Origin of the sequence: Streptomyces sp. NBC_00078 (assembly GCF_026343335.1) — a bacterium.
In the GTDB taxonomy this organism is placed as follows: domain Bacteria; phylum Actinomycetota; class Actinomycetes; order Streptomycetales; family Streptomycetaceae; genus Streptomyces.
The window spans coordinates 1,380,856-1,406,549 of record NZ_JAPELX010000001.1 but is presented as its reverse complement, the minus strand read 5'-3'; the positions used below and the strand labels follow the sequence as shown (position 1 = coordinate 1,406,549).

At 69.7% G+C, this 25,694-nt stretch carries 25 protein-coding genes and 1 pseudogene; 13 read left to right on the top strand and 13 right to left on the bottom strand.

Going from position 1 to position 25,694, the window contains the following annotated elements:
• Positions 1–65: 65 nt before the first annotated feature.
• The 3 genes from modB to OOK07_RS06540 form a co-directional block, all read right to left on the bottom strand.
• On the bottom strand, positions 66–923 hold the full coding sequence (gene modB, locus OOK07_RS06550) for a molybdate ABC transporter permease subunit (RefSeq protein ID WP_266795467.1): 858 nt from the start codon (positions 921–923) through the stop codon (positions 66–68).
• The gene (modA, locus tag OOK07_RS06545) at positions 920–1,750 is read right to left on the bottom strand and encodes a molybdate ABC transporter substrate-binding protein (RefSeq protein ID WP_266795465.1); all 831 of its coding nucleotides are present in this window, start codon (positions 1,748–1,750) and stop codon (positions 920–922) included. The genes modB and modA overlap by 4 nt, the downstream gene beginning before the upstream one ends.
• 167 nt (positions 1,751–1,917) lie before the next feature.
• Positions 1,918–2,313 carry a TOBE domain-containing protein gene (locus OOK07_RS06540; protein ID WP_266677784.1) on the bottom strand — a complete coding sequence of 132 codons (396 nt, stop codon included), beginning with the start codon at positions 2,311–2,313 and terminating at the stop codon, positions 1,918–1,920.
• A gap of 79 nt (positions 2,314–2,392) precedes the next feature.
• On the opposite strand from OOK07_RS06540, the gene OOK07_RS06535 reads away from it, so the two are divergent.
• The gene (locus OOK07_RS06535) at positions 2,393–3,022 is read left to right on the top strand and encodes a DUF1707 SHOCT-like domain-containing protein (RefSeq protein WP_266795464.1); all 630 of its coding nucleotides are present in this window, start codon (positions 2,393–2,395) and stop codon (positions 3,020–3,022) included.
• Positions 3,023–3,265: 243 nt separating this feature from the next.
• Here OOK07_RS06535 and OOK07_RS06530 read toward each other — a convergent pair whose 3' ends face one another.
• Positions 3,266–5,236, bottom strand: coding sequence for an APC family permease (locus tag OOK07_RS06530; protein WP_266795462.1), 1,971 nt, complete (start codon positions 5,234–5,236; stop codon positions 3,266–3,268).
• A 238-nt stretch (positions 5,237–5,474) separates the two neighbouring features.
• Here OOK07_RS06530 and OOK07_RS06525 point away from each other — a divergent pair.
• Together OOK07_RS06525 and OOK07_RS06520 are read left to right on the top strand one after the other, a co-directional pair.
• Positions 5,475–5,808 (top strand): annotated as a pseudogene (locus OOK07_RS06525) (potassium-transporting ATPase subunit B); the annotation flags it as partial.
• Positions 5,788–6,003, top strand: a complete 216-nt coding sequence (locus tag OOK07_RS06520; protein WP_406313287.1) for a winged helix-turn-helix domain-containing protein — start codon at positions 5,788–5,790, stop codon at positions 6,001–6,003. The pseudogene OOK07_RS06525 and the gene OOK07_RS06520, both read left to right, overlap by 21 nt.
• A gap of 79 nt (positions 6,004–6,082) precedes the next feature.
• On the opposite strand, the gene acs is transcribed toward OOK07_RS06520, so the two are convergent.
• A complete protein-coding gene (acs, locus tag OOK07_RS06515; RefSeq protein ID WP_266677778.1) occupies positions 6,083–8,068 on the bottom strand; it encodes an acetate--CoA ligase in 1,986 nt (661 codons plus the stop codon).
• Positions 8,065–8,715, bottom strand: a complete 651-nt coding sequence (locus OOK07_RS06510) for an acetate uptake transporter (RefSeq protein WP_266677776.1) — start codon at positions 8,713–8,715, stop codon at positions 8,065–8,067. The genes acs and OOK07_RS06510 overlap by 4 nt, the downstream gene beginning before the upstream one ends.
• A gap of 375 nt (positions 8,716–9,090) precedes the next feature.
• On the opposite strand from OOK07_RS06510, the gene OOK07_RS06505 reads away from it, so the two are divergent.
• Genes OOK07_RS06505 through OOK07_RS06490 form a run of 4 tightly spaced genes read left to right on the top strand, consistent with a single transcriptional unit; the run spans position 9,091 to position 13,315 of the window.
• Positions 9,091–10,386, top strand: a complete 1,296-nt coding sequence (locus OOK07_RS06505; RefSeq protein WP_266683375.1) for an extracellular solute-binding protein — start codon at positions 9,091–9,093, stop codon at positions 10,384–10,386.
• Between the two features lie 6 nt (positions 10,387–10,392).
• The gene (locus OOK07_RS06500; protein WP_266677774.1) at positions 10,393–11,391 is read left to right on the top strand and encodes a carbohydrate ABC transporter permease; all 999 of its coding nucleotides are present in this window, start codon (positions 10,393–10,395) and stop codon (positions 11,389–11,391) included.
• A 59-nt stretch (positions 11,392–11,450) separates the two neighbouring features.
• Positions 11,451–12,215 (top strand): carbohydrate ABC transporter permease, encoded by a 765-nt coding sequence (locus tag OOK07_RS06495; protein ID WP_266801906.1) that lies wholly within the window; start codon positions 11,451–11,453, stop codon positions 12,213–12,215.
• A gap of 53 nt (positions 12,216–12,268) precedes the next feature.
• Complete coding sequence (locus OOK07_RS06490; protein ID WP_266795459.1) at positions 12,269–13,315, top strand: endo-1,4-beta-xylanase; 1,047 nt, start codon at positions 12,269–12,271, stop codon at positions 13,313–13,315.
• On the opposite strand, the gene OOK07_RS06485 is transcribed toward OOK07_RS06490, so the two are convergent.
• From OOK07_RS06485 to OOK07_RS06475, 3 genes are all read right to left on the bottom strand, one after another.
• Positions 13,296–14,381 carry a LacI family DNA-binding transcriptional regulator gene (locus OOK07_RS06485; protein ID WP_266801905.1) on the bottom strand — a complete coding sequence of 362 codons (1,086 nt, stop codon included), beginning with the start codon at positions 14,379–14,381 and terminating at the stop codon, positions 13,296–13,298. The genes OOK07_RS06490 and OOK07_RS06485 overlap by 20 nt on opposite strands.
• Positions 14,382–14,539: 158 nt before the next feature.
• Complete coding sequence (locus OOK07_RS06480; RefSeq protein ID WP_323178073.1) at positions 14,540–14,731, bottom strand: DUF5999 family protein; 192 nt, start codon at positions 14,729–14,731, stop codon at positions 14,540–14,542.
• Positions 14,732–15,149: 418 nt separating this feature from the next.
• Complete coding sequence (locus OOK07_RS06475) at positions 15,150–15,734, bottom strand: hypothetical protein (RefSeq protein WP_266677766.1); 585 nt, start codon at positions 15,732–15,734, stop codon at positions 15,150–15,152.
• Positions 15,735–16,297: 563 nt separating this feature from the next.
• Here OOK07_RS06475 and OOK07_RS06470 point away from each other — a divergent pair.
• Both OOK07_RS06470 and OOK07_RS06465 read left to right on the top strand, forming a co-directional pair.
• On the top strand, positions 16,298–17,815 hold the full coding sequence (locus tag OOK07_RS06470; RefSeq protein WP_266795457.1) for a glutamate-cysteine ligase family protein: 1,518 nt from the start codon (positions 16,298–16,300) through the stop codon (positions 17,813–17,815).
• Positions 17,816–18,353: 538 nt separating this feature from the next.
• Positions 18,354–19,154, top strand: a complete 801-nt coding sequence (locus tag OOK07_RS06465; RefSeq protein WP_266677764.1) for a CPBP family intramembrane glutamic endopeptidase — start codon at positions 18,354–18,356, stop codon at positions 19,152–19,154.
• 7 nt (positions 19,155–19,161) lie between these two features.
• Here OOK07_RS06465 and OOK07_RS06460 read toward each other — a convergent pair whose 3' ends face one another.
• Complete coding sequence (locus OOK07_RS06460) at positions 19,162–19,971, bottom strand: PhzF family protein (protein WP_266677762.1); 810 nt, start codon at positions 19,969–19,971, stop codon at positions 19,162–19,164.
• A gap of 316 nt (positions 19,972–20,287) precedes the next feature.
• On the opposite strand from OOK07_RS06460, the gene OOK07_RS06455 reads away from it, so the two are divergent.
• Entirely contained in the window at positions 20,288–21,073 is a 786-nt protein-coding gene (locus OOK07_RS06455; RefSeq protein WP_266795456.1) for a cyclase family protein, read from the top strand.
• Complete coding sequence (locus OOK07_RS06450) at positions 21,070–22,710, top strand: thiamine pyrophosphate-binding protein (protein ID WP_266795455.1); 1,641 nt, start codon at positions 21,070–21,072, stop codon at positions 22,708–22,710. Before OOK07_RS06455 ends, OOK07_RS06450 begins: the two co-directional genes overlap by 4 nt.
• 128 nt (positions 22,711–22,838) lie before the next feature.
• On the opposite strand, the gene OOK07_RS06445 is transcribed toward OOK07_RS06450, so the two are convergent.
• On the bottom strand, positions 22,839–23,273 hold the full coding sequence (locus OOK07_RS06445) for a nuclear transport factor 2 family protein (RefSeq protein ID WP_266795453.1): 435 nt from the start codon (positions 23,271–23,273) through the stop codon (positions 22,839–22,841).
• Positions 23,274–23,350: 77 nt separating this feature from the next.
• Here OOK07_RS06445 and OOK07_RS06440 point away from each other — a divergent pair, with 77 nt between their 5' ends.
• The gene (locus OOK07_RS06440) at positions 23,351–23,917 is read left to right on the top strand and encodes a TetR/AcrR family transcriptional regulator (RefSeq protein WP_266677754.1); all 567 of its coding nucleotides are present in this window, start codon (positions 23,351–23,353) and stop codon (positions 23,915–23,917) included.
• Positions 23,918–24,131: 214 nt separating this feature from the next.
• Positions 24,132–24,770 (top strand): PadR family transcriptional regulator, encoded by a 639-nt coding sequence (locus OOK07_RS06435; protein WP_266795452.1) that lies wholly within the window; start codon positions 24,132–24,134, stop codon positions 24,768–24,770.
• 93 nt (positions 24,771–24,863) lie between these two features.
• Here the strand turns inward: OOK07_RS06435 and OOK07_RS06430 are convergent, their stop codons facing one another.
• Together OOK07_RS06430 and OOK07_RS06425 are read right to left on the bottom strand one after the other, a co-directional pair.
• Entirely contained in the window at positions 24,864–25,292 is a 429-nt protein-coding gene (locus OOK07_RS06430; protein ID WP_266677750.1) for a type II toxin-antitoxin system Rv0910 family toxin, read from the bottom strand.
• Positions 25,293–25,430: 138 nt separating this feature from the next.
• Positions 25,431–25,619 (bottom strand): hypothetical protein, encoded by a 189-nt coding sequence (locus OOK07_RS06425; RefSeq protein WP_266677748.1) that lies wholly within the window; start codon positions 25,617–25,619, stop codon positions 25,431–25,433.
• Positions 25,620–25,694 lie beyond the last annotated feature (75 nt).

Here is a 25,694-nt window from a genome sequence, read left to right as displayed (position 1 = left end):
GTGGTCGGGTGCGGGTGGCGCCTGTGGGGGCTGGGCGTCGTCGGCGGCTGCCGGGTGCGCGTTCGTCACGGTGCTGTCATCCAACGGTCTCTCAGCCCCGCCAGTACCGCGATCGAGACCGCCAGCAGGACGAGGCTGAGCGCGATGGCCGCCTCGGGGTTGTTCTGCAGGGCCAGGTAGACCGCCAGCGGCATGGTCTGGGTGCGGCCCGGGAAGTTGCCCGCGAAGGTGATCGTCGCGCCGAACTCGCCCAGGGCCCGTGCCCAGGCCAGCACGGCGCCGGCCGCGATGCCCGGCGCGATCAGCGGCAGGGTGACCCGGCGGAAAGCGGTGAAGCGGGACGCGCCCAGGGTGGCGGCCGCCTCCTCGTAGCGAGGATCTGCGGCACGCAGGGTGCCCTCCACGCTGATGACCAGGAACGGCATGGCGACGAAGGACTCCGCGACGACGACCCCCGCGGTGGTGAAGGGGAGCGTGATGCCGAACCAGGAGTCCAGCCACTGGCCGACCACGCCGTTGCGGCCGAGGGCGAACAGCAGGGCCACGCCGCCGACCACGGGGGGCAGCACGAGCGGGAGGGTCACCAGGGCACGTACGAAACCGCGTCCGGGAAAGTCCGTGCGGGCCAGCAGCCAGGCCAGCGGGACGCCGGCGACCAGGCTCACCGCGGTCGCCGCCGTGGCGCACACCAGCGACAGCTTCAGCGCCTGCCACACCTCGGTGCTGGTCAGCTGATCGGGAAGAGTGCTCCACGGGGCCCGCACGAGGAGGGCGACCAGGGGCAGCAGGAGGAACGCCAGACCGATCAGCGCGGGCACCAGCAGGGGCAGCGGAACCCCGCGGCGGCCCGACCGGACAGGTCCGCGCCGCGGGCCGCCCTGGAGGGTGTCGGCCGCGGCGTCGGACTTGTCGGTCGAGGTCACGGCTTGAGGAACCCGGCCTCGGACAGGACCTTCTGGCCCTCGGCGGACTGCACGAGCGCGATGAACGCCTTGGCGGCCCGGGGGTTCTTCGCGTCCTTGAGCAGGGTGATCGGGTAGTCGTTGATCGCGCCTGCGGACTCGGGGAACTCCACGCCCTCCACCTTGCTGCCCGCTGTCTGCACGTCCGTCTTGTAGACGACGGCGGCGTCGGCCTCCTTCAGCACCACCTTGTTCAGGGCCGACTTGACGTCCTGTTCGTAGGAGACCGGGGTGAGCTTCAGCTTGCTCGCGTCCAGCGCCTTCTGGGCGGCGGCGCCGCACGGCACCGTCCTGTCGCACAGCACGACCTTGAGGCCCGGCTTGGTGAGGTCCTTCAGGGAGGACACCTTGTCGGGGTTGCCCGGCAGAGTGGCGATCTCAAGCTGGTTGCGGACGAAGGTGGCCGGCTCGGCGGCGTTGTCCTTCTTGTCCGTCACGACGGCCATCGTCTTCGGGCTGGCGGAGGCGAAGACGTCGGCCGGGGCACCGCCGGTGATACCGGCGGCGAGGCTGTCACTGCCGCCGAAGCTGAAGGTGACCTTCGTGCCGGGGTGGGCCTTCTCGAACTCCTTGCCCAGGGTCGTGAAGCTCTCCTGGAGGGAGGCGGCGGCGAAGACGGTCACGTCGCCGGACAGCTTGGGCGACGAGGGTGACGACGCCGAGGAGCCGGACGTCGTGGCGCCGGAGTCCGAGTCGGACGACGAGCAGGCACTCACGGCCAGCAGCACGGCGGCTCCAGCGCCGGCCACCTGCAGGGTCCGGCGGCGCCGGCGCGCGGAACGGGTCATCACGGGTCCACTCCCTCTGACTTCTACGGGAACGAGGCCGTCGGCCTCTTCCGATGCACAGATCATACTGGCGCATATGCGAGGTGTAAGTCTCCTGTCGCATCGCATGAGCTGGGCCTGAGGGCGACAGGGGACGCATGTGCGTTCGTACGGAAGTGGCGGGTGCGTCAGGCGCGGTCGATGTGGACGTTGGTCGACTTCACCCGGGCGGTGGCCTCCATGCCGACCTCAAGGCCCAGTTCCTCGACGGCCTCGCGGGTCAGCAGGGAGACCAGGCGGTGGGGACCGGCCTGGATGTCGACCTGGGCCGCCACGTCGCCGAGTTTGATCGCGGTCACGATGCCGGGGAAGGCGTTGCGGACGGAGGTGTACGAGGTCTCCTCCTCGGCGCCGCCCGCCCTGGCGAGTTCGACGGAGAAGGCGGCCAGATCCCGGCCCTCGATGAGTCGGCGGCCGCTCTCGTCGCGATGGGTCGCCACCCGGCCGGCGTCCGCCCAGCGGCGTGCGGTGTCCGGGCTCACGCCGAGCAGTCGTGCTGCCTGGCCGATCGTGTAGCTCTGCATGCGGTCACGATAGGGCCGCGAACCGGCCCTGGTGGACGTGGGGTTGAATGTGGGGTGTAACGCGATATAGCGTTAGTCCGTGACTGGGATTCGGAGTGCGTCCATGTCGGGTGAGGTGTCACGGAGCGGCGAGTCGTCGCTCGGCCTGCGAGCTTCGCACGCGGACCGGGACCGGGTCGTGGACGTGCTGCGGATCGCGGCCGGGGACGGCCGGCTCACCGTCGAGGAGCTCGACGAGCGCGTGGAGGCCGCCCTGTCCGCCCGCACGATGGGGGAGCTCGCCGTCCTGACGACGGACCTGCCGGCGGTCGACGCCGAGGCCGCGGCCGAGGTGAAGGACGTCGTCCGCATCGATCAGAGAGGCGGTTCGGCCCGGCGCGGCGAGGAGTGGGTGGTACCGCGTCGGCTTGAGATCGAGTCGGAGTGGGGCGATGTGACGCTCGACTTCACCGGCGCGGTGATCACACACGACACCCTGCACATAGACCTCGACATGCGTGGCGGAACACTGCGGCTGATGACGCGGCCGGGCGTCGTCGTGGACACCGACTCACTGGTGATCGACTACGCCAAGATCAAGGAACGCTCGTCCGGCGGCCAGGACATGCCCGTGGTGCTGCGGGTCGTGATCGGTGGGCGTATGAGCTTCGGCCGGGTGGTCGTACGACCGCAGCGGCGTGGACTCGCCAGGAAAGCCCCGACGCCCTGAGCACCGCCCGGGCGGTCTCGTCGTCGATCCGGTGACCGATCCGGCGCAGGGCGTCCGTGCCGTGTCGCAGCGTGCCCCGCTCCAGGGAGGGGCGCACTCCTGCGCCCAACTCGTGCCGCGGCAGCGGGTTGCCGCGAGGACGCGCCGGTCGAGATGCAGGTTGCCCCGAGCGCCGCGCCACGCGGGAGCACGCCTTACGGCAGAGCGCTCTGCCCGGGTGTGCCGGTCGTGCCGGAGGGTGGCTCAGCCGGTGTGGACGCGTGGGCGACGGGTGCGGTCCGGCTCTGCCTCGCGGAGGACCTCGCGGGTGACCGGGGCGACCTCGCCCTGGCCGAAGAGGAAGAAGCGCAGGAAGTTGGCGAAGGGGCCGCCTTCGGTCCACTCGAAGTAGATGTGCGGCGTGCAGTCGGTGGTGTCGCGGACGTACAGGAGCAGGGCGGCCAGCGCGTTCGGGATGGAGGAGGACTCCAGGGTCAGCACCCGGTAGCGGTTGTGCAGGACCTCGCCGCGCACCCGCAGCCCCGCCTCGAACTCGGACGGGTCGAGGACCGTGACCTCGACGAAGACGAAGTCCTCGCCGGGGATGTCGTTGTCGTTGCGGATCTGCTCGATCTTGTCGCGGTACTCGGCCTTGTCGCGCTGGTCGGGCTCGTTGGCGATGAAGCGGATCTTGCGGCTGGACATGTCCCGGATGAAACGTTTCGCCATGTCGTCCAGCTCGACGTCGGTGACGCGGAGCTCGAAGGCACGGGCCAGCCGGGAGAGCAGCGAGACCAGGATGATGCCGGCGATGAAGCAGGCGCCGATCTTGACGCCGTCGGGGCGTTCGATGACGTTCACGACCGTCGTGTACAGGAACACCGCGGAGATCACCGCGAAAGCGATGGTCCAGTTCCGCTGCCCGGCCTTGCGGGCGGCGATGGTCACCGCGACCGCGGCCGAGCTGATCAGCACCAGCACGCCGGTGGCGTAGGCGCCGCCCTGCGCGTCGACGCTCGCGTCGAAGATCCAGGTGACCAGGAAGGCGATGAGCGTGAAGACGATGACCATGGGGCGCACCGCCCGCGCCCAGTGCGGGGCCATGCCGTAGCGCGGCAGATAGCGCGGCATGAGGTTGAGCAGACCGGCCATGGCGGAGGCGCCGGCGAACCACAGGATGGCGATCGTCGAGACGTCGTAGACCGTGCCGAAGGCGCCGCCCAGGTAGTTGTGCGCCAGGTAGGCAAGCGCACGCCCGTTGGCTTGGCCGCCCGTTTTGAACTCCTTCTCCGGGATCAGCAGCGTGGTGATGAAGCTCGTCGCGATCAGGAAGACGCTCATGATCAGGGCGGCTGTGGTGAGCAGCTTCTTCGTGTCCCGGATGCGGCCCGTGGGCTGCTCCTCGGTGTCGTCCGGGTCGCCCTTGACGTGCGGCATGACCGCGACGCCGGTCTCGAAGCCGGAGAGGCCGAGCGCGAGTTTGGGGAAGACGAGCAGGGCCACCCCGACCATCGCGAAGATGTTTCCGTGCTCGGTCGTCAGAGCGCTCGACCAGTCCGTGATGACGTGCCTCGCGGTGACGACGTGCCACAGGCCGACGAACACGACGACGACGTTCAGCGACAGGTAGATGCCGACCAGGGCGAACGCGACGCCGACGGCCTCCAGGAAGCCCTTGAGGAACACCGCGCCGAGCAGGGCCACCAGGATCAGGGTGATCAGCATCTGCTTGTCGTGCAGGGCGCTGTTCAGATGCGGGTTCTCGACGAGGTGGGTCGAGGCGTCCGCGGCCGAGAGGGTGATGGTGATCAGGAAGTCGGTGGCGGCGAAGCCGAGCAAGGTCAGGACGAACAGCTTGCCCTGCCAGAACGACAGCAGCCGCTCCAGCATCGCGATCGAGCCTTCGCCACGGGGACTCTCCTCGGCGACCCGCCGGTACACGGGGAGGGCACCGGCCAGGGTGACGATCACCAGCACGATGGTCGCGATCGGTGAGAGCAGGCCGGCCGCGAGGGCGGCGATGCCCGGCTGGTAGCCGAGGGTCGAGAAGTAGTCCACGCCGGTGAGGCACATGACCCGGTACCAGGGCTGGCCCTGGGATTCGAGCTTGGGCTTGGGCGTGGGCTCGGCCTCGGGGGCGGCCGCCTGCTGGAGGTGGCCCTTGCCCATCTCGGACAGGCCCTCCAGCATCCAGGCGCGCAGCCGACTGGGAGGCGGCTGTTCGGTCGTGGCCATCGGCGTGCTCCTGATGTGCGGCTCAGCGTGTGGGTTCCGGCCATCACGCGGACGGCGGCACCAGCGTAAGCGGAGAGTGCTTCCGTTAAGACCCGCAGGCGGGGCGCCGGCCGGGCATCAGGCGGGCCTTCTGTATCGCCATAGGCGCATATTGAGATAGATGGGGGATTGGTGGTCTCGCAGCCGGGAGCGGACACCCTGCGTCATGACCCCGCGCCCCGGTAAACGACCGGTCCCCGTTTGCCTGATCCCGACCACGATCGGCGCGCTGCTCTCCGCGATCGGTATCGCGGGTATGGACCGGATGGTGCAGCGCAATGTACTGGCCATGACCGGAAGGGCGGTCGAGGCTGCCGGCGACGTGTCGATGCTGCCGCTCGACAGGACCGGCACCATCACCCTCGGCAACGGGCAGGCCGCCGAGTTCGTCCCGGTGAGCGGTACGACGCAGGCACAGGCGGCTGATGCCGCCCGGCTGTCGTCGCCGGCCGGAGACCCCGGAGGGCCGCTCCATCGTCGTCCTGGCCGAGGAGACGTACGAGACGTACGGCGTGCGCGTCCGGCCAACGGGCTGGGTGAAGCACCTGCTCCAGGAGGTCTGGCGAGTCTCCCAGCGCGACAAGACCATCCACCTGCGGGTTTACATGGCCCAGCTGCGCCGCAAGTGGGAGGCGGACCCCTCGCACCCGCGCCACCTCATCACCGAGCCCGGTATGGGGTACCGCTTCGAAGGATCAACGTCCCGTCAGCGCGCCGTCGGAGTCTGACCTGTCGACGTCTCCGCGGCCGGCCGGCCACGCCGTGCGGACGCAGGCCTGATCCGAACGACAGGTCCCTGGGCCGGCCTTAGGCCTCCTCGTCTCCTGGGCCCCCGGCCGAGGGCAGTCGTTCACGGATCTCGTCCATGACCGACGAGTCCGTGAGCGTGGTGACGTCACCGAGCTGACGGTTCTCGGCGATGTCCCGCAGCAGCCGCCGCATGATCTTCCCCGAGCGGGTCTTGGGGAGTTCCGCGACGACCAGGATCTGCCGGGGCCGGGCGATCGGGCCGATCTCCTTGGCGACGTGCGCGCGCAGTTCGGTCGCGGTCTCCTCCGCACTGCCCGCCTGTCCGCCGTCGCCGCGCAGGATCACGAAGGCGACGACGCCCTGCCCGGTCGTCGGGTCGGTCGCGCCGACGACGGCGGCCTCGGCGACCATCGGGTGCGAGACGAGGGCGGACTCGACCTCCGTGGTCGAGATGCGGTGGCCGGAGACGTTCATGACGTCGTCGACCCGGCCCAGCAGCCAGATGTCGCCGTCGTCGTCCTTCTTCGCCCCGTCCCCGGCGAAGTACATGCCCTCGAAACGGGACCAGTACGTGTCGATGTACCGCTGCTCGTCGCCCCAGATGGTGCGCAGCATCGCGGGCCACGGATCCGTGAGCACCAGGTAGCCGCCGGAGCCGTTGGGCACCGGCTTGCCCGTGTCGTCGACGACATCCGCATGGACACCGGGCAGCGGGCGCAGCGCCGAGCCGGGCTTGCAGGTGCTCACCCCGGGCAGCGGGCTGATCATCTGGGCGCCGGTCTCCGTCTGCCACCAGGTGTCGACCACGGGGCAGTCGTTCCCGCCGATGTTCGTGCGGTACCAGATCCACGCCTCGGGGTTGATGGGTTCGCCGACGGAGCCCAGCAGCCGCAGCGAGGTGAGGTCGAAGCCGGCCGGAATGTCGCCGCCCCACTTCATGAAGGTGCGGATCGCGGTCGGGGCGCAGTAGAGGATCGTCACCCGGTACTTCTCGACGAGCTCCCACCAGCGGCCCTTGTGCGGGGTGTCCGGCGTCCCCTCGTACAGGACCGAGGTGACACCGTTGGCGAGTGGCCCGTAGACGATGTACGAGTGGCCGGTCACCCAGCCGATGTCCGCCGCCGTCCAGAACACGTCCCGCTCCGGCTTGACGTCGAACACCGCCCAGTGCGTCCACGCCACCTGGGTGAGATAGCCGCCCGTGGTGTGCAGGATGCCTTTCGGACGAGCGGTCGTACCGGAGGTGTACATGATGTACAGGGGATGCTCGCTGTCGAACGCCTCCGCCTCGTGCTCGGCGGGCTGCTCCGCGACCAGGTCGTGCCACCACACGTCCCGGCCGTCGGTCCACTCGACCTCCTGCCCGGTGCGCCGGACCACCAGGACACTGCGGACGTCGGGACACTCGCGCACGGCCTCGTCCACCGCCGGTTTCAGCGCGGAGGGGGTGCCTCGGCGATAGCCTCCGTCCGCCGTGATCACCACACGGGCGTCGCAGTCCAGGATCCGGCCGCGCAGCGCCTCCGCGGAGAAGCCGCCGAAGACCACGGTGTGCGGGGCGCCGATGCGGGCGCAGGCCAGCATCGCCACCACCGTCTCCGGGATCATCGGCATGTAGATGGCCACCCGGTCGCCGGCGTGGACCCCCAGGGACTGCAGCGCGTTGGCCGCCCGGCAGACCTCCTGGGTCAGCTCGGCGTAGGTGAGGGTGCGGGTGTCGCCCGGCTCGCCCTCCCAGTGGAAGGCGACCCGGTCGCCGAGACCGGCCGCGACATGCCGGTCCAGGCAGTTGTACGCGGCGTTGAGCCGCCCGCCGGTGAACCAGCGGGCGAACGGGGCGCCGCTCCAGTCGAGCACCTGCTCCCACGGCCGGGCCCAGTCCAGTCGGGCCGCCGCCGCAGCCCAGAAGCCCTGGCTGTCGGCGTCGGCTCGCTCGTAGTCGGCCCTGGTGGCGTTCGCTGCGGCGGCCAGCGCGGGAGGCGGCGGGAATCGCCGCTCCTCCCGCAGCAGGTTGGAGAGCGTCTCGCTGCCGGAGTCACTCATGTGTGGGCTCCGGCGAACGGGCCGCCGTGGTGGGAGCGGTGGAGGTGCAGGCGCTCACCCAGGTTCGGGAAGACCGGCACGACCGCGCGCTGGTAGGTGGAGTTGGTGACGCCGGCGAACGACGCGTACCAGGCGCACGCGGCGGTGACCAGGCCGAGCCAGCCGCCGGCCTTGGTGGTGTCCGGGGACTGGGCGAAGTCGCCGATGCACAGGACGATGAACGTCGCCGACAGGGTGACGAACACGGCCAGCACCGCTCCTGTGGTGCGCGTCGCGGCGATGGTCATGTACACCGTGAAGATGGCCCATGCCAGCAGGAACAGGCCGCTCGCCTGGTGCGCGGTGGACGTCGGCAGGCCGCCCGCGACGTACTTCGCGTAGGCGGCGTACGCCAGCCAGAAGGCGCCGAAGGAGGAGAAGGCTGTGGCGCCGAAGGTGTTGCCCTTGCGGAACTCCCACATGCCGGCCAGGAGTTGTGCCAGCCCGCCGTAGAAGAGTGCGAGGGGGAGGACGACGGCGACCAGCCTCTTGTCGGTGATGAGGTCGGCGTTGAAGACGCTGAGGACGAACGTCGTCATGGCGAACGCGCCGAGACCCAGAGGCCCGGGATCGGCTATGGGGCCCGGATTTGTCGTTGGTGTGCTCATGTGCGCTTCCTTCGTGATCTGGATCACACGGATGCGTAACTCAGTGTATGCCGCACGAGGCTCATCCGGGCCAAGTGGACGTACAGATCCCCGCCGGGCACGGCCCGGCTCGTGCGCTGGTGCACGGCTTCCGTCGGTTCGTCTCCGTAATGTTCGCTGATGAGGCCGAATGTTTCGAGCCCCCGGACGGTGCGGCTTGCCGGGATGGTGGGGTCCGACTGCACAAGTTCGAGCGGTTCACCGCGTACAAGGGGTTGCCACCGTTTGGAAGCTGTCTCTAGGGTGCGGCAACAACGCATCTTTCTGGATCAACTCCGAAACATTCGGTCCCAGCGGGCGGTCGTGAACACGCCGTCCTTACCCAAGGAGCGCATGATGGTCGACCGGGCACTGTCCCGCCGCGGCTTCCTGGCGGCCTCGGCCGCAGCCGGTCTGGGCATGACGGCACTGAGCGCGTGCGGCGGCGACTCGGACGGAGGGTCGTCGGACGGGACGACCACCGTCGAGTGGTGGAACATCTCCACAACCGAGCCGACGAAGACCGTCTGGGCGGGTCTGGCCAAGAAGTTCGAGGCCCAGAACCCCAAGGTGAAGATAAAGATCGTCCAGCTGGAGAACGACGCCTACAAGGCGAAGATGACGGCGCTGACCGCCTCCGGCAAGCTCCCCGACATCTTCCACACCTGGGGTGGCGGCGTCCTCCAACAGCAGGTGGACGCAGGGCTCGTCGAGGACATCACCGACAGGACCAAGCCGTGGGCCGACACCCTGTTGCCCGTCTCGAAGCAGGCCTACATCCTCGACAACAAGACGTACGCGATCCCCTTCGACATCGGAATGATCGGCTTCTGGTACAACAAGGCGCTCTTCAAGCAGGCCGGCATCGCCGCGGCCCCGACCACCTGGAGCGGCTTCCTCGACGCCGTGAAGAAGCTCAAGGCCAAGGGAATCACCCCCCTCGCCCTCGCCGGCAAGGAGAAGTGGCCCGGCATGTACTTCTGGGCCTACCTCGCGATGCGCACGGCCGGCATCGACGCTCTGCAGAAGGCCAATGACGACAAGGACTTCACCGGACCCGGACTCGTCCAGGCCGGACAGCACCTGAAGGAGCTGGTCCAACTCCAGCCGTTCCAGAAGGGGTTCCTCGGAGCCGCCTACTCCACCCCGACCGGACAGGCCGCGGCCGTCGGCAACGGCAAGGCGGCCATGGAGCTCATGGGCCAGTGGGCACCGGTGGTGGAGGCCGACGCGGGCAAGGGGCTCGGCGCGAACCTCGGCTTCTTCCCCTTCCCGGCGGTCGAGGGCGGAAAGGGCGCGATCACCGAGGTGTTCGGTGGCGGCGGCGGGCACGCCCTGCGCAAGGGCGCACCGCAGGCCGCCGTCGACTTCCTGAAGTTCTTCGCCTCCGAGTCCACCGACGTGGAACTCGTCAAGAAGACCAAGACGCTGCCCATCGTCCCGGGCGCGGAGAAGGCGCTCACCGACCCCAACACCAAGGCCGTACAGGCACAGTTGAAGGCCGCCACCGGCTTCCAGCTCTACCTCGACCAGGCCTACGCCCCTGCCCTCGGCCAGGAGATCAACGACAGCGTCGCCGCGCTGATCGCCGGCTCCAAGTCGCCCGAGCAGGTCACCCAGTCGATCACCAAGACCGCGAAGGAAGAGCAGTAGCCGCCGATGACCTCCACGTTCCTTCCGGACAAGCGGCGCGGCCCGGACGTCGGACTCCCGCCCCCGGCCGCGGACTTCGCGCGGGGGCGGGCCCGGCGGCGCCTGGTGAACTGGCTGACCGCGGTCGGCTTCCAGGTGCCGGCTCTGGTCCTGTTCATCGGGCTGGTCCTGCTCCCGATGCTGTTCGCCCTGTACGTCGCCTTCTTCCGCTGGGGCGGCTTCGGCATGCCCTCCGACTACATCGGCGGCGACAACTTCACCCGGCTGTTCCAGGACGACGTCTTTCTGGGCGACCTGTGGCGCTGCCTGGTCCTGGTCGTCCTGTCGCTCGTGCTGCAGCTGCCCTTCGCACTCGCCATGGCGGTGGCGCTCAACCAGCGGCTGCGCGGCCGGGCCGTGTACCGGCTGCTGTTCTTCGCGCCGTACGTCCTGTCCGAGGCCATCACCGGCGTCCTGTTCAGCATGGTCTTCGCCCCGGACGACGGGCTCGCCGACCACGTGCTCGGCAGCATCGGCCTGGACGGTCTGGGCGGGGAGTGGTTCGCCGACCCCTCCTACGTCATGGCGACGCTCTTCCTCGTCATGATGTGGAAGTACTTCGGCTTCCACATGATGCTCTACCTGGCCGGACTCCAGGCCATCCCGGCCGAGTTGACGGAAGCCGCGCTGATTGACGGCGCGAACGCCTGGCAGCGGTTCCGCAACGTCACCCTGCCGCTGCTCGCGCCCACCCTGCGCGTCAGCGTCTTCCTGTCGGTCATCGGGTCCATCCAGCTCTTCGACCTGGTGTGGGTGGTCACCCAGGGTGGCCCCGACCACCACTCCGAGACGATGGCCGTGACCATGTTCCAGTACGGCTTCAAGCGCTACCAGGTCGGCTACGCCAGCGCGATCAGCGTGGTCATGTTCGGCATCTGCCTCGTCTTCGCCCTCGCCTACCAGCGGTTCGTGCTCCGCCGCGACCTCGAAGGGGCCACCACGACGATGAGGGGGGCCGGCACGTGAACCGCAAGGCCGTACGCACTCTGCCGCTGCACGTGATCCTCGTGGCCGTGGGCGTGGTGATGCTCGTACCCGTGGTGTACGCCGTCGTGTCCGGCTTCAAGTCCACCGACGAGCTCTCCCGCAACCCGTTCGGGGTGCCCGAGCACTGGCTGAGCGGCAACTACACCGACATCATCGTCTCGGGCGACTTCTGGCGGCTGCTCGGCAACAGCACGCTGATCGCCGTGGCGACGGCCGTGCTCGTGGTCGCCGTCTCCGCGCTCGCCGCCTTCTCCTTCGCCCGGTTCGCCTTCCGGGGGCGGGAGTTGCTGTTCACCTTCTTCACGATGGGGCTGATGTTCCCCTTCGCGGTGGCCGCACTGCCGCTGTTCCTGCTGCTGCGCCAGCTGGACCTGCTGGACAACCCGCTGGGCGTGATCCTCCCGCAGGCCGCCTACGGACTTCCGATGACGATCATCATCCTGCGGGCCTTCTTCCGGCAGATCCCGGGCGAGCTGGAGGAGGCGGCCACCCTCGACGGCTGCAGCCCCTTCGGGTTCTTCTGGCGGGTGCTGCTGCCCATGGCGCGGCCCGCGCTCGGCACCGTCTCGGTGCTGGCCGTCGTCGCCAGCTGGAACAACTTCATGCTGCCGCTGCTGGTGTTCACCGACTCCAGGTGGTGGACCCTGCCCCTCGGCGTCGCGCAGTTCCAGGGCCAGTACTCGACGGAGTACGCCCGTGTCTTCGCTTACCTCGTCCTCGCGATGGTTCCCGCCCTCGCCTTCTACTCGGTCGCCGAGCGCCAGCTCGTCGGCGGCCTCACCGCCGGCGCCACGAAGGGATGAGCGCGCGCCCGCGGACGTACGGCCCCACACCACAGCACGTGAGGAGTCGCACCATGCGCAAGACCACCCGGCTCAGACTCGCCGGAGCACTCGCGGCCGCCCTGGTCGTCGCCGGCCTCGCCACCGGCCCCACGGCCCAGGCGAGTTCCAAGAAGCCGACACTCGCGGAGCTGGCCCAGCGCCACGGCCGCTACTTCGGCAGCGCCACCGACAACCCCGAACTCACCGACACCGCCTACACGGGCCTGCTCGGCAGCGAGTTCGACATGATCACGCCCGGCAACGGCATGAAGTGGTACGCCACCGAGCCCCAACAGGGCGTCTTCGACTGGACCAACGGCGACGAGATCGTCGGCCTCGCCCGGCAGAACCATCAGAAGGTCCGCGCCCACACTCTGGTCTGGCACAGCCAGTTGCCCAGCTGGCTGACCGGCCGGGAGTGGACGGCAAACGAGCTGAGGGCCGTACTGAAGAAGCACATCCAGACCGAGGTCCGGCACTACCGCGGCAAGGTCTACTCCTGGGACGTCGTCAACGAGGCGTTCAACGAGGACGGCACCTACCGCGAGACCATCTGGTACAAGACGCTCGGCCCCGGCTACATCGCCGACGCCCTGCGCTGGGCCCACCAGACAGACCCGCATGCCAGGCTGTACCTCAACGACTACAACATCGAGGCGGTCGGCCCCAAGAGCGACGCCTACTACCAGCTGGCCAAGGACCTCAAGGCGCGGCACGTCCCGCTCGACGGCATCGGCCTCCAGGCCCATCTGGCTCTCCAGTACGGCTATCCGACCACTCTGGAGGACAACCTCCGACGTTTCTCCCGGCTCGGCCTCGACACCGCGCTCACCGAGGTCGACGTACGGATGGCCCTGCCCGCGGACGACGCCAAGCTGGCGACGCAGGCCGCGTGGTACCGGGACCTGACCAAGGCGTGCCTCGCGGTGCGGCGGTGCGTGGGCATCACGGTGTGGGACTACACCGACAAGTACTCGTGGATCCCGGCGGTCTTCCCCGGGGAGGGGGCCGCGCTCCCCTGGGACGAGCAACTCCGGCCGAAGGCGGCGTACTTCGCGATCAGGGAGGCTCTCCGGTAGTTCGACGGCGTGCCGGGGGTGCGGTGCTGGACCGCACCACCAGCTCGGTGCCCAGTTCCACGCGCGGGGAGTCCGGCTGTTCGCCGCGCGCCAGGAGCAGCACCGTGCGAGCGGCCCACTTGCCCATGTCGGCGAGCGGTTGGCGGATCGTGGTCAGCGGTGGGGCCGACCAGCGGACTTCCGGAAGGTCGTCGAATCCGACCAGGCTCATGTCCTGCGGCACCCTGAGGCCCCGGCGGCGCAGTGCCTCGATCGCACCGAGTGCCATCTGGTCGCCGGCCGCGAACACGGCGGTCGGCGGCCGAGGCAGGTCCAGGAGCCTGTTGCAGCCGGTGAAGCCGGACTCGGGGTGGAAGTCGCCCGGGACGACGAGGGACTCGTCCGGCGTGAGGCCCGCGCCCTCCAGCGCGGCACGGTAGCCGTCGAACCGGGCCCGTGAGCACAGCAGCCCGGGCGGGCCCGTGATCAGGCCGATCCTGCGGTGCCCCAGCGACAGCAGATGCCCGGTGGCCGCCATGCCGCCCGACCAGTTGGCGGCGCCGATCGTGGGGACGTCGAGGGCGGGGGAGCCCGCCGGGTCGACGACCACCAGCGGGACGCCCAGGGCGCGCAGCTCCTCGCGCAGTACCGGCTCCAGCGCCGAGGTGACGAGGATGACGCCGTCGGAGGCGCGGGCCCGGAGATTGCGCATCCACGCGCGGGCGCCCCCCGAGCGGACGCGGATCGCCGACACCACGACGCCGGTCCCGGTCGCGTGCGTGACCTCCTCGACACCCCGGATGATCTCCACCGCCCAGGGGCTGTCGAGGTCGTTGAAGACCAGGTCGAGCAGGGCCGCACGGGAGCCGGAGGCGGCGGCGCGCTTGCGGTGGCCGTACCGGAGCAGGAGGTCCTCGACCCGGGCGCGGGTCTGCGGCGCAACGTCGGACCGGCCGTTGACCACCCGGGACACGGTCGGCACCGAGACCCCGGCCCGCCGGGCGATCTCCCTGATGGTGACCTTGCCGCGGGCCTCGGACGCTCCCTCGGTGACGGCCTCGCCTGCTGCCAGTTCCCCCACCTCCATCGACATGTGCCTCGAAACGCCGGGACGATGACCGCAGCAGACACACGGAACTACACGGAGTGATCCCCTCCGGACATGCGTCGGGGCCGGTCCGCAGCGTGTCCTCGCGACCGGCCCCTCAAGTCTCCGGGCGGTGACTCACCCCCGCCCGGTGCCGCTCAGGCGGCCGTCATCACCTGACGGTGCGGGGCGATGATCTGGCCGTCGGGCAGGAGCTCACCGGTGTCCTCGAAGAGCAGAACGCCGTTGCACAGCAGGCTCCACCCCTGCTCCGGGTGATGCGCCACAAGTCGGGCGGATTCCCGGTCGGCGGAGTGGGCTGTCGGACACGGTGGCTGGTGCTGGCACATTGATGGGATCTTTCGCTCTGTCGTGATGAGTGGGATGGCTGTCGTTTCTGTCCCGCGGCTTGAAGCTCCGTTCATGGCCGCCCCCCGTAGTGATAAGTCGGTCCAGTCCCAGTGTTGCCCCACGGGCGTCGATCCGCAGGGATTTCGCGGCACCGCTTCTCACAGGTTGAGGACGCATCACCCACGCGGACGGTTCAGTCCAACTGCACTGTCAATTCGGGTGGTTCCCCGTGGCCGGATAGGGCTAGTCCTTACAGGTCAGCGGCGCTTTCGGGCTCGTACGAGCAGTTAATAGCTCGTACGAGCGAATTGCGGAGGAGAAGCGGAGGGAGAGGCGAGAAGGAGAAGCGGAGGAAAAGCGTCGTACCCCGCCTCGGAATTCCGGGGCGGGGTACGAAGGACCTTGCGAAGGTGGCGTTCAGGCGGGCGAGATGAGCAGCGGGGCGGGAGTCGCCCGATGGGTGAGGACCGGGAGCAGTTCGGCGACGCGGTGCGGGCGGTGAGCCGCGATGCCGGGAGGTGCCGGCGCCAGCGGGACGAGCAGGTCTGTGGCGGCGGGGTGGCCGGCGGCACCGTCCGCCGTGCAGTCGCCGTGCAGCCACAGTGTCAGCATGTACAGACTGGGTACCGAGAGCAGGCGGGGCTGGTAGGGCTGTTTCATCGCCTCGGCCTGGCGCAGGGCGCGCTCGGTGGAGGCGATGTAGGGCCCCTCGAAGAAGTGCGAGAACGCCCAGCCGTCGGGGGTCAGCATGGTGTCGGCCGCGGCCACCGCGCGCTCGCCGCAGCGGATCAGGAAGCGCCACCCGGCCAGCCGGGTGGCGGTTTCGCCCGCGGGGGTGAGCCGGTCCAGTACGTGTACGGGCAACGGGAGTTCGGGTGTGCAGGGCCCCTGGGAGTGCAGAAGGGAGGGAGTTCGGGCCTCGCGTACCGCAGTCGGTGAACCGAGAGCGGTGAGGACGGTGCGAAGGGCGGGCGCGGGAGCCGGGGGGACATGCAGCGGCATGGTGGGTCGCCTCTCATTCGACAGGCACAGTGGCGCGAGGGCGGGGGCGGACGGCGCTGTCTGCTCACGGGGCCAGAGGGGAAGGGGCCGGGCGGGGGAACGAGGAGTGTGAGTGAGGCGTGCCTCACGTCACCTCGACGGCAGGTTCCATGACCGCGGGCGCCAACCCTCTGTCTTGTGTGCGGAGTTTATACGACATGTGTTCAGACCGTGTTTCGTCTAACCGTTTCCGGTGCACTCGGCAAGGGTGTATGCAGTCAGCGAAACGTGGGAATCGTCCCGATTCCGGTCCGAGCTTACGCCGGTGACCTCGGGAAATACCCCGGAAGCGGTCGGCCAATTCTCGTCGGCGTTTTTCACGAGTGCGTCGTCGGCCGGAAACTGCGGCGTGTCCATGCCTGGCGAATGTGCCTCCGGTCACTTTCGTCAGCGTAGCGGGCGGTGGGCCCGCGTGGGGACGTTATTGATCGCCGAGGCTGGGCATCATCCCACGTGACCCGAGACCGGCCGACGATGCGCCGGGCAGGCCCGCTGGGGCCGCTGATCGTAGGAGGGACACGTCGATGGGGGAGAAGGTCGTGGCAGGGCGGTTCGACCTGTCCGATCGGCAGCACTATCGCGACAAGCTCCGGCGGTGCCTGTCGGGACTGGAGCGGCTCCTGGAACAGAAGCGGTTCGATCGCCCGAAGAACCTCATGGGGTTGGAGATCGAACTGAATCTGGCCGGCCGCGACGGCATGCCGAAAATGCTCAATGCGCAGGTCCTCGAACGGATCGCGAGCCGCGATTTCCAAACAGAACTCGCCATGTTCAATCTGGAAGTCAACATAGCCCCACACCCTTTGGGCGGGCGCGTATTCGACCGTCTCGCGGAGGAACTTCGGACGTCGCTGGCATATGCCCACAGAAAAGCGGGCGAGGTGGATGCGGGAATCGTGATGATCGGCATTCTGCCGACTCTCGACCGGGACGACCTGGTCTCCTCCAACCTCTCCGACGTCGACCGCTACGCGCTGCTCAACGAACAGATCACGGCCGCCCGCGGCGAGGACTTCGCCCTCGACATCGACGGCGTGGAGCACCTCACCTGCACCTCGAAGTCCATCGCGCCCGAAGCCGCCTGCACCTCCGTGCAACTGCACCTTCAGGTCACCCCGGGCCGTTTCGCCGACGTGTGGAACGCCGCTCAGGCCGTCGCCGCCGCCCAGATCGCGGTCGGCGCCAACTCGCCCTTCCTGTTCGGCCGTGAGCTGTGGCGCGAGTCCAGGCCCCCGCTCTTCCAGCAGTCCACCGACACCCGCCCGCCGGAGCTCCAGGCCCAAGGGGTGCGCCCGCGTACCTGGTTCGGGGAGCGATGGATCTCCTCGGCGTACGACCTCTTCGAGGAGAACCTGCGCTACTACCCGGCGCTGCTGCCGATCTGCGACGAGGAGGACCCCCTTGAGGTCCTCGACGCGGGCGGCATCCCGAAGCTCGCCGAACTCGTCTTGCACAACGGCACGGTGTACCGCTGGAACCGCCCCGTCTACGGCATCGCCGACGGCGTCCCGCACCTGCGGGTCGAGAACCGCGTACTGCCCGCCGGGCCCACCGTCACCGACGTCGTCGCCAACGCGGCGTTCTACTACGGCCTCGTCCGCGCCCTCGCCGAGGAGCCGCGGCCCGTATGGACCCGGCTGCCCTTCGAGGCGGCCGCCGCGAACTTCGACGCCGCGTGCAAACACGGCATCGACGCCCGCCTTCAGTGGCCGCGGCGCGGACGGTACGGCGGCATCACACAGGTCGACGCGGTGAGCCTCGTGCGCGACGAACTCCTGCCGCTCGCCGAGGCGGGCCTGGACGCGTGGGGGGTCGAACCCGCCGACCGGGATCTGTACCTCGGTGTCATCGACGAGCGCTGCCGGCGCCGGGTCAACGGCGCGTCCTGGCAGGCGGCGACCTTCCACCGGGCTCTGGAGGCGGGCCACTCGCGGGATGCCGCACTGGCGGCCACGACCCGGCGGTACGCCGAGCTGATGCGCATCGGGGAGCCGGTGCACACCTGGCCGGTGGGCCTGCCGGAACCCGTACCCCTGGGCTGAGCGGCACGCGGCACAACCAGCCGGACCAGCCGGAGCAGCAGGACCAGTCGTCGCCCTTCGCCGCGACCGCCGCGACCGCCGCGATCGCCGCGATCACCTTCGGGATCACCGACTGGATCTGGGAGGGGCTCCTGACCGGCCGGCCCGAGCCACCGGTCACCTTGGCGAGCCCTTCGGCCTCGTCCCGGCCGGCGTACCGAACGAGAGCAGCCCGCCTTGACCGCGCCCGCTTTGCCGCCGGCGACGGTGAGGGACGAGCACCGTCGCAACGGCCCGGTGCGGCGGCGCGCGCGTGGACGGGGGTCGCTGCCGCCCGCCCCATACTGATCGGGCAAGCTGTGACGTCCCATGACGGTGGCGCCCCTCCCTGTTGAACCTCGTGCCGCGATGCGGCCGTATGGCATGCAGAAAGGGAGGTACGCCCCGTACGGCGTCCGTCCCCCTGACGGCCGAGCGCACGATTTTCGTCACTTCATTCGAGGTGGTAGCGGGGCGGTGGTGGTGGGGATGAGGCTGGATCACTCAACTGGAGGCAGGTGTGCAGGCAGAGGCGGGCCCGGTGGCGGACTCTTTTCCGCCGGAACGTCCTTCGCGGCGGATTCTCCGTGACGAGACACTGCTCGTTCTGGCGCTCTCACTCGGCGCGAGTGGGTTGTCCGCCCTGATCAGCTTTGTCGGATCGGTCACGAAGCCCGGCGGTCTCAAGGACCAGGCGGCCACCCTCAACGCCTCGGCCGCGCCGGGCCGCCCCTGGCTCGATCTCGCCTGGCAGCTGTTCGGCATCGCCACGGCTCTGGTGCCGGTCGCGCTCGTCGCGCACTTCCTGCTGCGCGAGGGCGAAGGCCTGCGCACCATCGGGTTCGACCGCACCAGGCCGTGGCCGGATCTTGGTCGCGGGGCGGCGATCGCGGCAGTGATCGGCAGCACCGGAATCGCCTTCTACCTGGCTGCACGCGGGCTGGGCTTCAACCTCACGGTGGTACCGGAGGCACTGCCCGACGTGTGGTGGAAGTACCCGGTGCTGATCCTTTCGGCGATGCAGAACGCGATCCTCGAAGAGGTCATCGTCGTCGGATATCTGCTGCGCCGGCTGGGGCAGTTGGGCTGGACGCCCGGCACCGCCCTGGTAGCCAGTTCCGTACTGCGTGGCTCGTATCACCTCTACCAGGGCATCGGCGGCTTCGTCGGCAACATGGTGATGGGCGTGGTGTTCGTGTACCTGTACCGCAGGTGGGGCCGGGTGGGTCCCCTGGTGGTCGCGCATTCCCTGCTCGACATCGGGGCGTTCGTGGGATACGCGCTGCTGGCCGGCAAGGTGGGCTGGCTGCCGACGGCGTGAGGCGCGGCTACACCAGCAGCTCGCCCTCGATGACGGTGACCGCGCGTCCGCTCAGCAGCGTGCGGTCGCCGCGCAGCTCGGTGCGGACGTAGCCGGAGCGGGACGAGGCCTGCAGTCCGGTGAGGTCGGGGCGGCCCAGCCGCTCGGACCAGAGCGGGGCGAGGGCGGTGTGGGCGCTGCCGGTGACCGGGTCCTCGTCGATACCGACGTTCGGGAAGAAGCAGCGGGAGACGAAGTCGTAGCCCCGGGACGGGTCCTCGGCGCGCGCGGTGGCGATGATGCCGCGCTTGGAGTGGGGGGCGAGTGCCCTGAGGTCGGGGGCGAGGGCGCGGACCGTTTTCTCGTCGGTGACTTCCAGGACCAGGTCGCCGATGTTCGGGCCGGTGTCGAAGGCGGCACGCGGCTCGGTGCCCAGCGCCTCGGCGACCCCCGCAGGGACCGCGACCGGCGTCAGCGGTGCCGTCGGGAAGTCCATGGTGATGGAGCCGTCCTCCCGGGGCGTCGCGACGAGAACACCGCTGCGGGTGGCGAAGCGCGCCGTGCCCTCGTGGGCGCCGGTGGTGTGCAGGACGTGGGCGGTGGCGAGCGTCGCGTGGCCGCACATATTGACCTCGCTGGCCGGAGTGAACCAGCGCAGCGCCCAGTCGGCCTCCCCGCCCTCCGGCAGCCGGTGCGCGAAAGCCGTCTCGGCGTGGTTGACCTCCAGGGCGATCTTCTGCAGCCGCTCGTCGTCCGGGAAGGCGTCGAGGAGCAGGACACCGGCGGGGTTGCCGCCGAAGGGACGGTCGGTGAAGGCGTCGACGATTCGGATGCGCATGCTCTGACGCTAGGCGCTGCCGCGGCCCTTCGGAAAAGGCCAATTCCGGGAAGCTGGACCGATTTCGGCGTGCCGTTCGCCCGGACGGCTCACTCGCCCCGAGCAGAGGAGGACCGCCGCGCGGTGCGCCTCCTGCGCGGTGCGCCTCCTGCGCCGGGCGCCTTCCACGCCGGGCGCCTCCCACGCCGGGCGCCTCCCGCACGGGAGGCGCACCCGGCCCGTGCGTCCGACCGAGCCACAGGGCTCGGAGAACCGGCCGTCGGCTGACACCCTGTACACGCAGGCGTTGACAGTCCGACTCCGCCAGGAGGCCGTCATGTCCCAGCCGTCCGTGCTCGCCGCTCTGCTGTCCGCGCTGCGCAGTGGTTCGATCGAGGTCGTCGACCTCACGTCGCCGCTGTCGTCGTCCACCCCCGTGATCCAGCTGCCGCCCCAGTTCGGCCAGACCCAGGTCTTCGAACTGGAGGAGATCAGCCGCTACGACGACCGTGGCCCGGCCTGGTACTGGAACAACTTCCGCAGCGGTGAGCACACAGGCACCCACTTCGACGCACCCGTCCACTGGGTCACCGGAAAGGACCTCTCCGACGTGGCGTCGGTGCCGGCGGGCCGGCTGATCGCACCGGCGGCCGTGCTGGACTTCTCCGCGCAGGCCGCGAAGGATCCCGACTTCCTGGTCCAGGTGGACCACATCAAGACCTGGGAGGCCGACAACGGGCCCCTGCCCGACGGGGGCTGGCTGCTGCTGCGCACCGGCTGGGACGCCCGCTCCGCGTCACAGGAGGCGTTCCTCAACGTCGACGAGAACGGCCCGCACACGCCCGGTCTGTCACCGGAATGCGCGCGCTGGGTGGCCGAGGAGTCACCGGTGCGCGGATTCGGCACGGAGACGGTCGGCACGGACGCGGGCCGTGCGCACTCCTTCGAGCCCCCGTTCCCCTGCCACTCCTACCTTCTGGGCGCCGACAAGTACGGGCTGACCCAGCTGCAGAACCTCGCGGCACTGCCCCCGACCGGCGCCCTCGTCATCGCGGGGCCGCTGCCCATCGTCTCCGGATCCGGTGCACCCGCGCGCGTGCTCGCTCTGGTGGAGCGGTCATGAAGGTCGCCGAAGCCGTCGGACGGGCGCTGACCGCCTCGGGGATCGACCACGTCTTCGGCGTCGTCGGCTCGGGCAACTTCCATCTGACCAACGCGATGGTGGCGGCCGGCGCCCGGTTCGTCGCCGCACGGCACGAGGGCGGCGCGGCGACCATGGCCGACGCGTACGCCCGCACGAGCGGCTCGGTCGCCGCGCTCAGCGTCCACCAGGGGCCCGGCCTGACCAACGCCCTGACCGGCATCACCGAGGCGGCCAAGAGCCGCACGCCACTGCTCGTGCTGGCCGCCGAGGCGACCGCGCAGCGGTCCAACTTCCGTATCGAACAAGCGGTGTTGGCGCACTCCGTCGGGGCCGTCACCGCACGCGTGACGACAGCGCACGACGCGGTCGAGCAGGCCAGGGCCGCCCTGCGCAGGGCCCGGCACGAACGGCGCACGGTCCTGCTCAACCTCCCGCTGGAGGTGCAGGCCCTCGACGTGCCGGCCGGCGTGGCACCGGACGCCGAACCGCTGTCCGCACCGGAGCGGGCCGAGCCGTCGCAGAGCGCGGTGGCGGATCTGGTACGAGCGCTGGAACGCTCCCGGCGTCCGGTCTTCGTGGCCGGCCGCGGCGCCCGCACCCCTGCCGCCCGTGACGCCCTGGCCGCACTCGCCGACCGGCACGGCGCACTGCTCGCGACCTCGGCCGTCGCCCGGGGCCTGTTCCACGGCAGCCCCTGGTCACTCGACGTGTCCGGCGGCTTCGCCTCCCCCCTGGCGACCGAACTGATCCAGGGCGCCGACCTGATCGTGGGCTGGGGCTGCGCGCTGAACATGTGGACCACGCGGCACGGCAGTCTGATCGGGGCCGACGCGACCGTCGTACAGGTCGACGACGACCCCGAGGCGCTCGGCGCGCACAGGGAGATCACTCTCGGCCTCACCGGAGACGTGGAGCGCATCGCACGACGGGCGCTGGAGGCAGGCGGCGAGGGGGATGTGGGCTATCGGACGCCGGGCATCGCCGAAGCCCTCGCCGCGCGGGGACGGTGGCGGGACGTGCCGTACGAGGACGAGGGCACCCGGGAGCGGATCGATCCGCGCACGCTCAGCATCGCGCTCGACGACATCCTCCCCGCCGAGCGGGTCGTCGGCGTCGACTCGGGCAACTTCATGGGCTACCCGAGCGCCTACCTCTCGGTCCCCGACCAGGACGGGTTCTGCTTCACCCAGGCCTTCCAGTCGATCGGCCTCGGCCTCGCGACGACGATCGGGGCGGCCCTGGCGCAGCCGGACCGCCTGCCCGTGGCCGCCCTCGGGGACGGAGGCGCGCTGATGAGTGCAGTGGAACTCGACACCGTGCGCCGGCTCGGCCTGCCGATGGTGGTCGTCGTCTACAACGACGAGGCCTATGGAGCGGAGGTGCACCACTTCGGCCCAGACGGCTTCCCGCTCGACACGGTCACCTTCCCGGAGACGGACATCGCCGCCGTCGCCCGCGGCTACGGCTTCGAGGCGGTGACCGTCCGAACGCCGGCCGATCTCAAGGCCGTACGGGACTGGGTCGCCGGACCGCGCTCGGCACCTCTCCTCATCGACGCCAAGGTGACCCGCGACCACGGGGCCTGGTGGCTGGAAGAGGCGTTCCGCGGCCACTGACAGCCCACGGACCGCCCTATTCGCAGGTTCTGCCGGCGACGTTCCGTCGTCACGGCGTGCGGTGGTCGGACCGAACAGGGTGACTGCTGCCGGTCTCAGGCCGGGCTGCCGCTGTACGGGTCGGGCAGTCAGGTCCTGGCGCCGGCGACTCCTGAGCTGTCCATGTAGTCGCGGACTCGCGTGATCAGTCCGTTGCGGACGTGGAGTATCAGGAGACCGGGGACGGTGAACCAGGTGGCCTTGGTCGGCAGCGTTCCCACCACGACATGCTCGGCGATGATCACTTCCGGATCGGCGGTCTCATGGGCCGCGATTCTCCTGACCTCCTGCACCTTGGCGGGGCTGGCGCCCCACGCCGCCCGGTATCCGGCGCGCACGGCCTCACGACCCTCGAAACACGGAGGGAAGCCGGGTGCGGTGAACGGGAACTCGTGCACCGCGTCGATGGCGTAGAGATCGGCGAGATCGTCTGGCGACTTGTCGAGCATGGCTTGGTAGTAGCAGGTCAGCACCTCGTGAGGGGTGCGAACAGCAGGTGTGTCCAGAGACGGCACAGGGGTCATTCCCTTCACTCAACACTTGTTGACCCATTCACCGTAGGGTCGGCCGGAGGTTCGGTCAACGGCTGTAGAGTGAATCGGTGTCCACTCCTCGCCAGTCCCGCGCCGACCGCCGCCGAGCGACCGAGGTGCGCATCCTCGACAGCGCCCGGGAGTTGTTCGCCGAGAAGGGATTCGAGCGCACCACCATTCGCGCCGTGGCGACCGCGGCGAACGTCGATCCAGCTCTGGTCATGCAGTACTTCGGCTCGAAGCGTGAGCTGTTCGGCCAAGCCGTGCAGGCGTTGCCCGCCCCGCTGACGGCAACTGACACCGACGAGCTCGTCGATCAGTTGCTGGCCTCCCTCGGCCTCAAGCTCGGCGGTCTTCCCGAGGGCACGCTGGCGATGATCCGGTCGATGCTCACCGACCAGGCGGCAGCCGATCACGTCCGTGCCGCTCTCGGCCGGCAGATCGACAGCGTCGGTGCCGCCCTGCCCACTGCCGAGGATCCCGAACTGCGTGCCGCGTTGCTTGTCACCGCGTTGCTGGGCGTGACCATCGGCCACCAGCTCCTCGGCCTGGCCTCGCTTCGTGAGGCCTCTGCGGATCACATCGCCGCGTTGCTCCGCCCGGCCATCAAGGCCCTGGCGGGACCGCCGGTGTGAACCCACTGCCCTCATCGCTTCCAGGGCCCCCGGCACGCTCAACCACGCGACCAGGTCGCTGAGGCAGAAGCCCGAACCACTCGGTGCGTTGAGAAAACGACTCGATTGAGTGAGGCAGGACACAGCCGCCTTCCCTGGGAGCCTTGTCATGCGAACTATTCCGATATATCGTTGACGCATCGCGACAGATCAACGATGGAATGGAGTGATTGCGATGCGTCCCCATGGATTCGAACGTGGACACGGTGGACCCGGCTCTCGTGGTCGGGGTGGTTTCGAGGGCCGGCGTGGCGCCTTCGGCCCCTTCGGGCCGGGTGGTCCGGGCGGCGGTCCGGGCCCCGGTTTCGGTTTCGGCGGACCCGGCTTCGGTCCGGGCCCCTGGGGCCCGCGAGGGCGTGGCGGACCACGCGGCAGGGCGCGGAGGGGCGACGTGCGAGCGTCGATCCTGGCCCTGCTGAAGGACCGGCCCATGCATGGTTACGAGATGATCCAGGAGATCGCCGAGCGCAGTGGCGGGGCGTGGAAGCCCAGCCCGGGTTCGGTGTACCCCACTCTCCAGCTGCTGGAGGACGAGGGCCTGATCGCCAGCGCGAGCGAGGGTGGCAAGAAGCTGTTCTCACTCACCGAGTCCGGCCGTGTGGCGGCCGACGAGGGCCCGGACGCGCCCTGGGAGGAAGCCTCCCGTGGTATCGACTTCGAGGCGCTCGGTGAGATCCGTCAGGCCGGCTTCGGTCTGATGGAGGCCTTCGGCCAGGTCTGGAAGACCGGCAGCAAGGAGCAGCGCGAGAAGGCGCTGACCGTCATCAACGAAGCCCGCAAGAAGCTGTATCTGATCCTCGCCGACGAGGACTGACGGTGGCGGCCTCCCCGCCGTGAGGGAAGGCGCTCCGTGGAGCGATCCACGGGGCGCCTTCGTGTCTGCGCTCTCTGCGCTGTTCGCGCGGCCTCAGGCCACCAGTCCGGCCAGTTTTCGCAGCGACTCGTTCAGCGCGGCCGTCGCCGAGTCCTTGAGCTTGCCCGCCATGAGCGAGACGGCGGCGCCCGTGAACTCGCTGTCGATGCGCACGGTCGTGGCGTCGCCGTCGGGCGTCAGCGTGTAGCGGTTGGCGACGTTCACGGCCATCGGGCCCTTGCCCCGGGTGCCGAACACCCGGCCCGGTTCCAGCTCCTCGATGGTCCACTCGACCTCTGCCGGGAAGCCCATGAGCTTCATGTTCTCCTGGAACGTCCCGCCCACTTCGAGGCTGTCGGGGCCGCCCTTGGGGAAGCTGGTGTGGGTCGCGTTCCACTCGCCGTACGCGGACCAGTCCGTGAGCTGTGCCCACACCTTCTCGGCGGGGGCCCCGATACGAGCCTCCGCGCTGACTTCGGCCATGCGACCACCCCTTCGTGTCGGGCTTCGGTGTCGCGGAAAGTAGCCGCAGGGGTCGCAACATTCAATACTGATGAACCGTCAGGAATTGTGGAGGGTGGTTCAGCCGGAAGGAATGCCGGAAGGAAGCGGTGGGGAGCTTCAGCCGACCCGGCGTATCACCGCAGCGTCGAAGAGATCCCACGCGCGCGGTAAGGCGCTCTCGTCGTGGCAGTGCCAGGCGTCCCAGAACAGGTCGGCGGGCAGTGCGTCCTCCGGGGCGTACACCCGGTACACGTACTGCTTGCCGTCGACGGCCGGCAGGGACACCAGCCAGGACCTGCTCTCCATGCACCTGCGGGGACGTGCGACGGGCGCGCCGTGGTTGCGCGCGCGGCGCACGGCAAGGCTGCGCACGCCCCAGCG

Coding starts and splice junctions, on each gene's coding strand:
- OOK07_RS06505 (WP_266683375.1), top strand. CDS start 9,091: ATGGTCGACCGGGCACTGTCCCGCCGCGGCTTCCTGGCGGCCTCGGCC.
- OOK07_RS06445 (WP_266795453.1), bottom strand. CDS start 23,273: ATGACCCCTGTGCCGTCTCTGGACACACCTGCTGTTCGCACCCCTCAC.
- OOK07_RS06430 (WP_266677750.1), bottom strand. CDS start 25,292: ATGGCCGAAGTCAGCGCGGAGGCTCGTATCGGGGCCCCCGCCGAGAAG.
- OOK07_RS06485 (WP_266801905.1), bottom strand. CDS start 14,381: ATGGAGGTGGGGGAACTGGCAGCAGGCGAGGCCGTCACCGAGGGAGCG.
- OOK07_RS06540 (WP_266677784.1), bottom strand. CDS start 2,313: ATGCAGAGCTACACGATCGGCCAGGCAGCACGACTGCTCGGCGTGAGC.
- OOK07_RS06455 (WP_266795456.1), top strand. CDS start 20,288: ATGTCCCAGCCGTCCGTGCTCGCCGCTCTGCTGTCCGCGCTGCGCAGT.
- modA (WP_266795465.1), bottom strand. CDS start 1,750: ATGACCCGTTCCGCGCGCCGGCGCCGCCGGACCCTGCAGGTGGCCGGC.
- OOK07_RS06475 (WP_266677766.1), bottom strand. CDS start 15,734: ATGCCGCTGCATGTCCCCCCGGCTCCCGCGCCCGCCCTTCGCACCGTC.
- OOK07_RS06490 (WP_266795459.1), top strand. CDS start 12,269: ATGCGCAAGACCACCCGGCTCAGACTCGCCGGAGCACTCGCGGCCGCC.
- acs (WP_266677778.1), bottom strand. CDS start 8,068: ATGAGTGACTCCGGCAGCGAGACGCTCTCCAACCTGCTGCGGGAGGAG.
- OOK07_RS06450 (WP_266795455.1), top strand. CDS start 21,070: ATGAAGGTCGCCGAAGCCGTCGGACGGGCGCTGACCGCCTCGGGGATC.
- OOK07_RS06460 (WP_266677762.1), bottom strand. CDS start 19,971: ATGCGCATCCGAATCGTCGACGCCTTCACCGACCGTCCCTTCGGCGGC.
- OOK07_RS06495 (WP_266801906.1), top strand. CDS start 11,451: ATGCTCGTACCCGTGGTGTACGCCGTCGTGTCCGGCTTCAAGTCCACC.
- OOK07_RS06480 (WP_323178073.1), bottom strand. CDS start 14,731: ATGTGCCAGCACCAGCCACCGTGTCCGACAGCCCACTCCGCCGACCGG.
- OOK07_RS06470 (WP_266795457.1), top strand. CDS start 16,298: ATGGGGGAGAAGGTCGTGGCAGGGCGGTTCGACCTGTCCGATCGGCAG.
- OOK07_RS06435 (WP_266795452.1), top strand. CDS start 24,132: ATGCGTCCCCATGGATTCGAACGTGGACACGGTGGACCCGGCTCTCGT.
- OOK07_RS06510 (WP_266677776.1), bottom strand. CDS start 8,715: ATGAGCACACCAACGACAAATCCGGGCCCCATAGCCGATCCCGGGCCT.
- OOK07_RS06530 (WP_266795462.1), bottom strand. CDS start 5,236: ATGGCCACGACCGAACAGCCGCCTCCCAGTCGGCTGCGCGCCTGGATG.
- OOK07_RS06425 (WP_266677748.1), bottom strand. CDS start 25,619: ATGGAGAGCAGGTCCTGGCTGGTGTCCCTGCCGGCCGTCGACGGCAAG.
- OOK07_RS06500 (WP_266677774.1), top strand. CDS start 10,393: ATGACCTCCACGTTCCTTCCGGACAAGCGGCGCGGCCCGGACGTCGGA.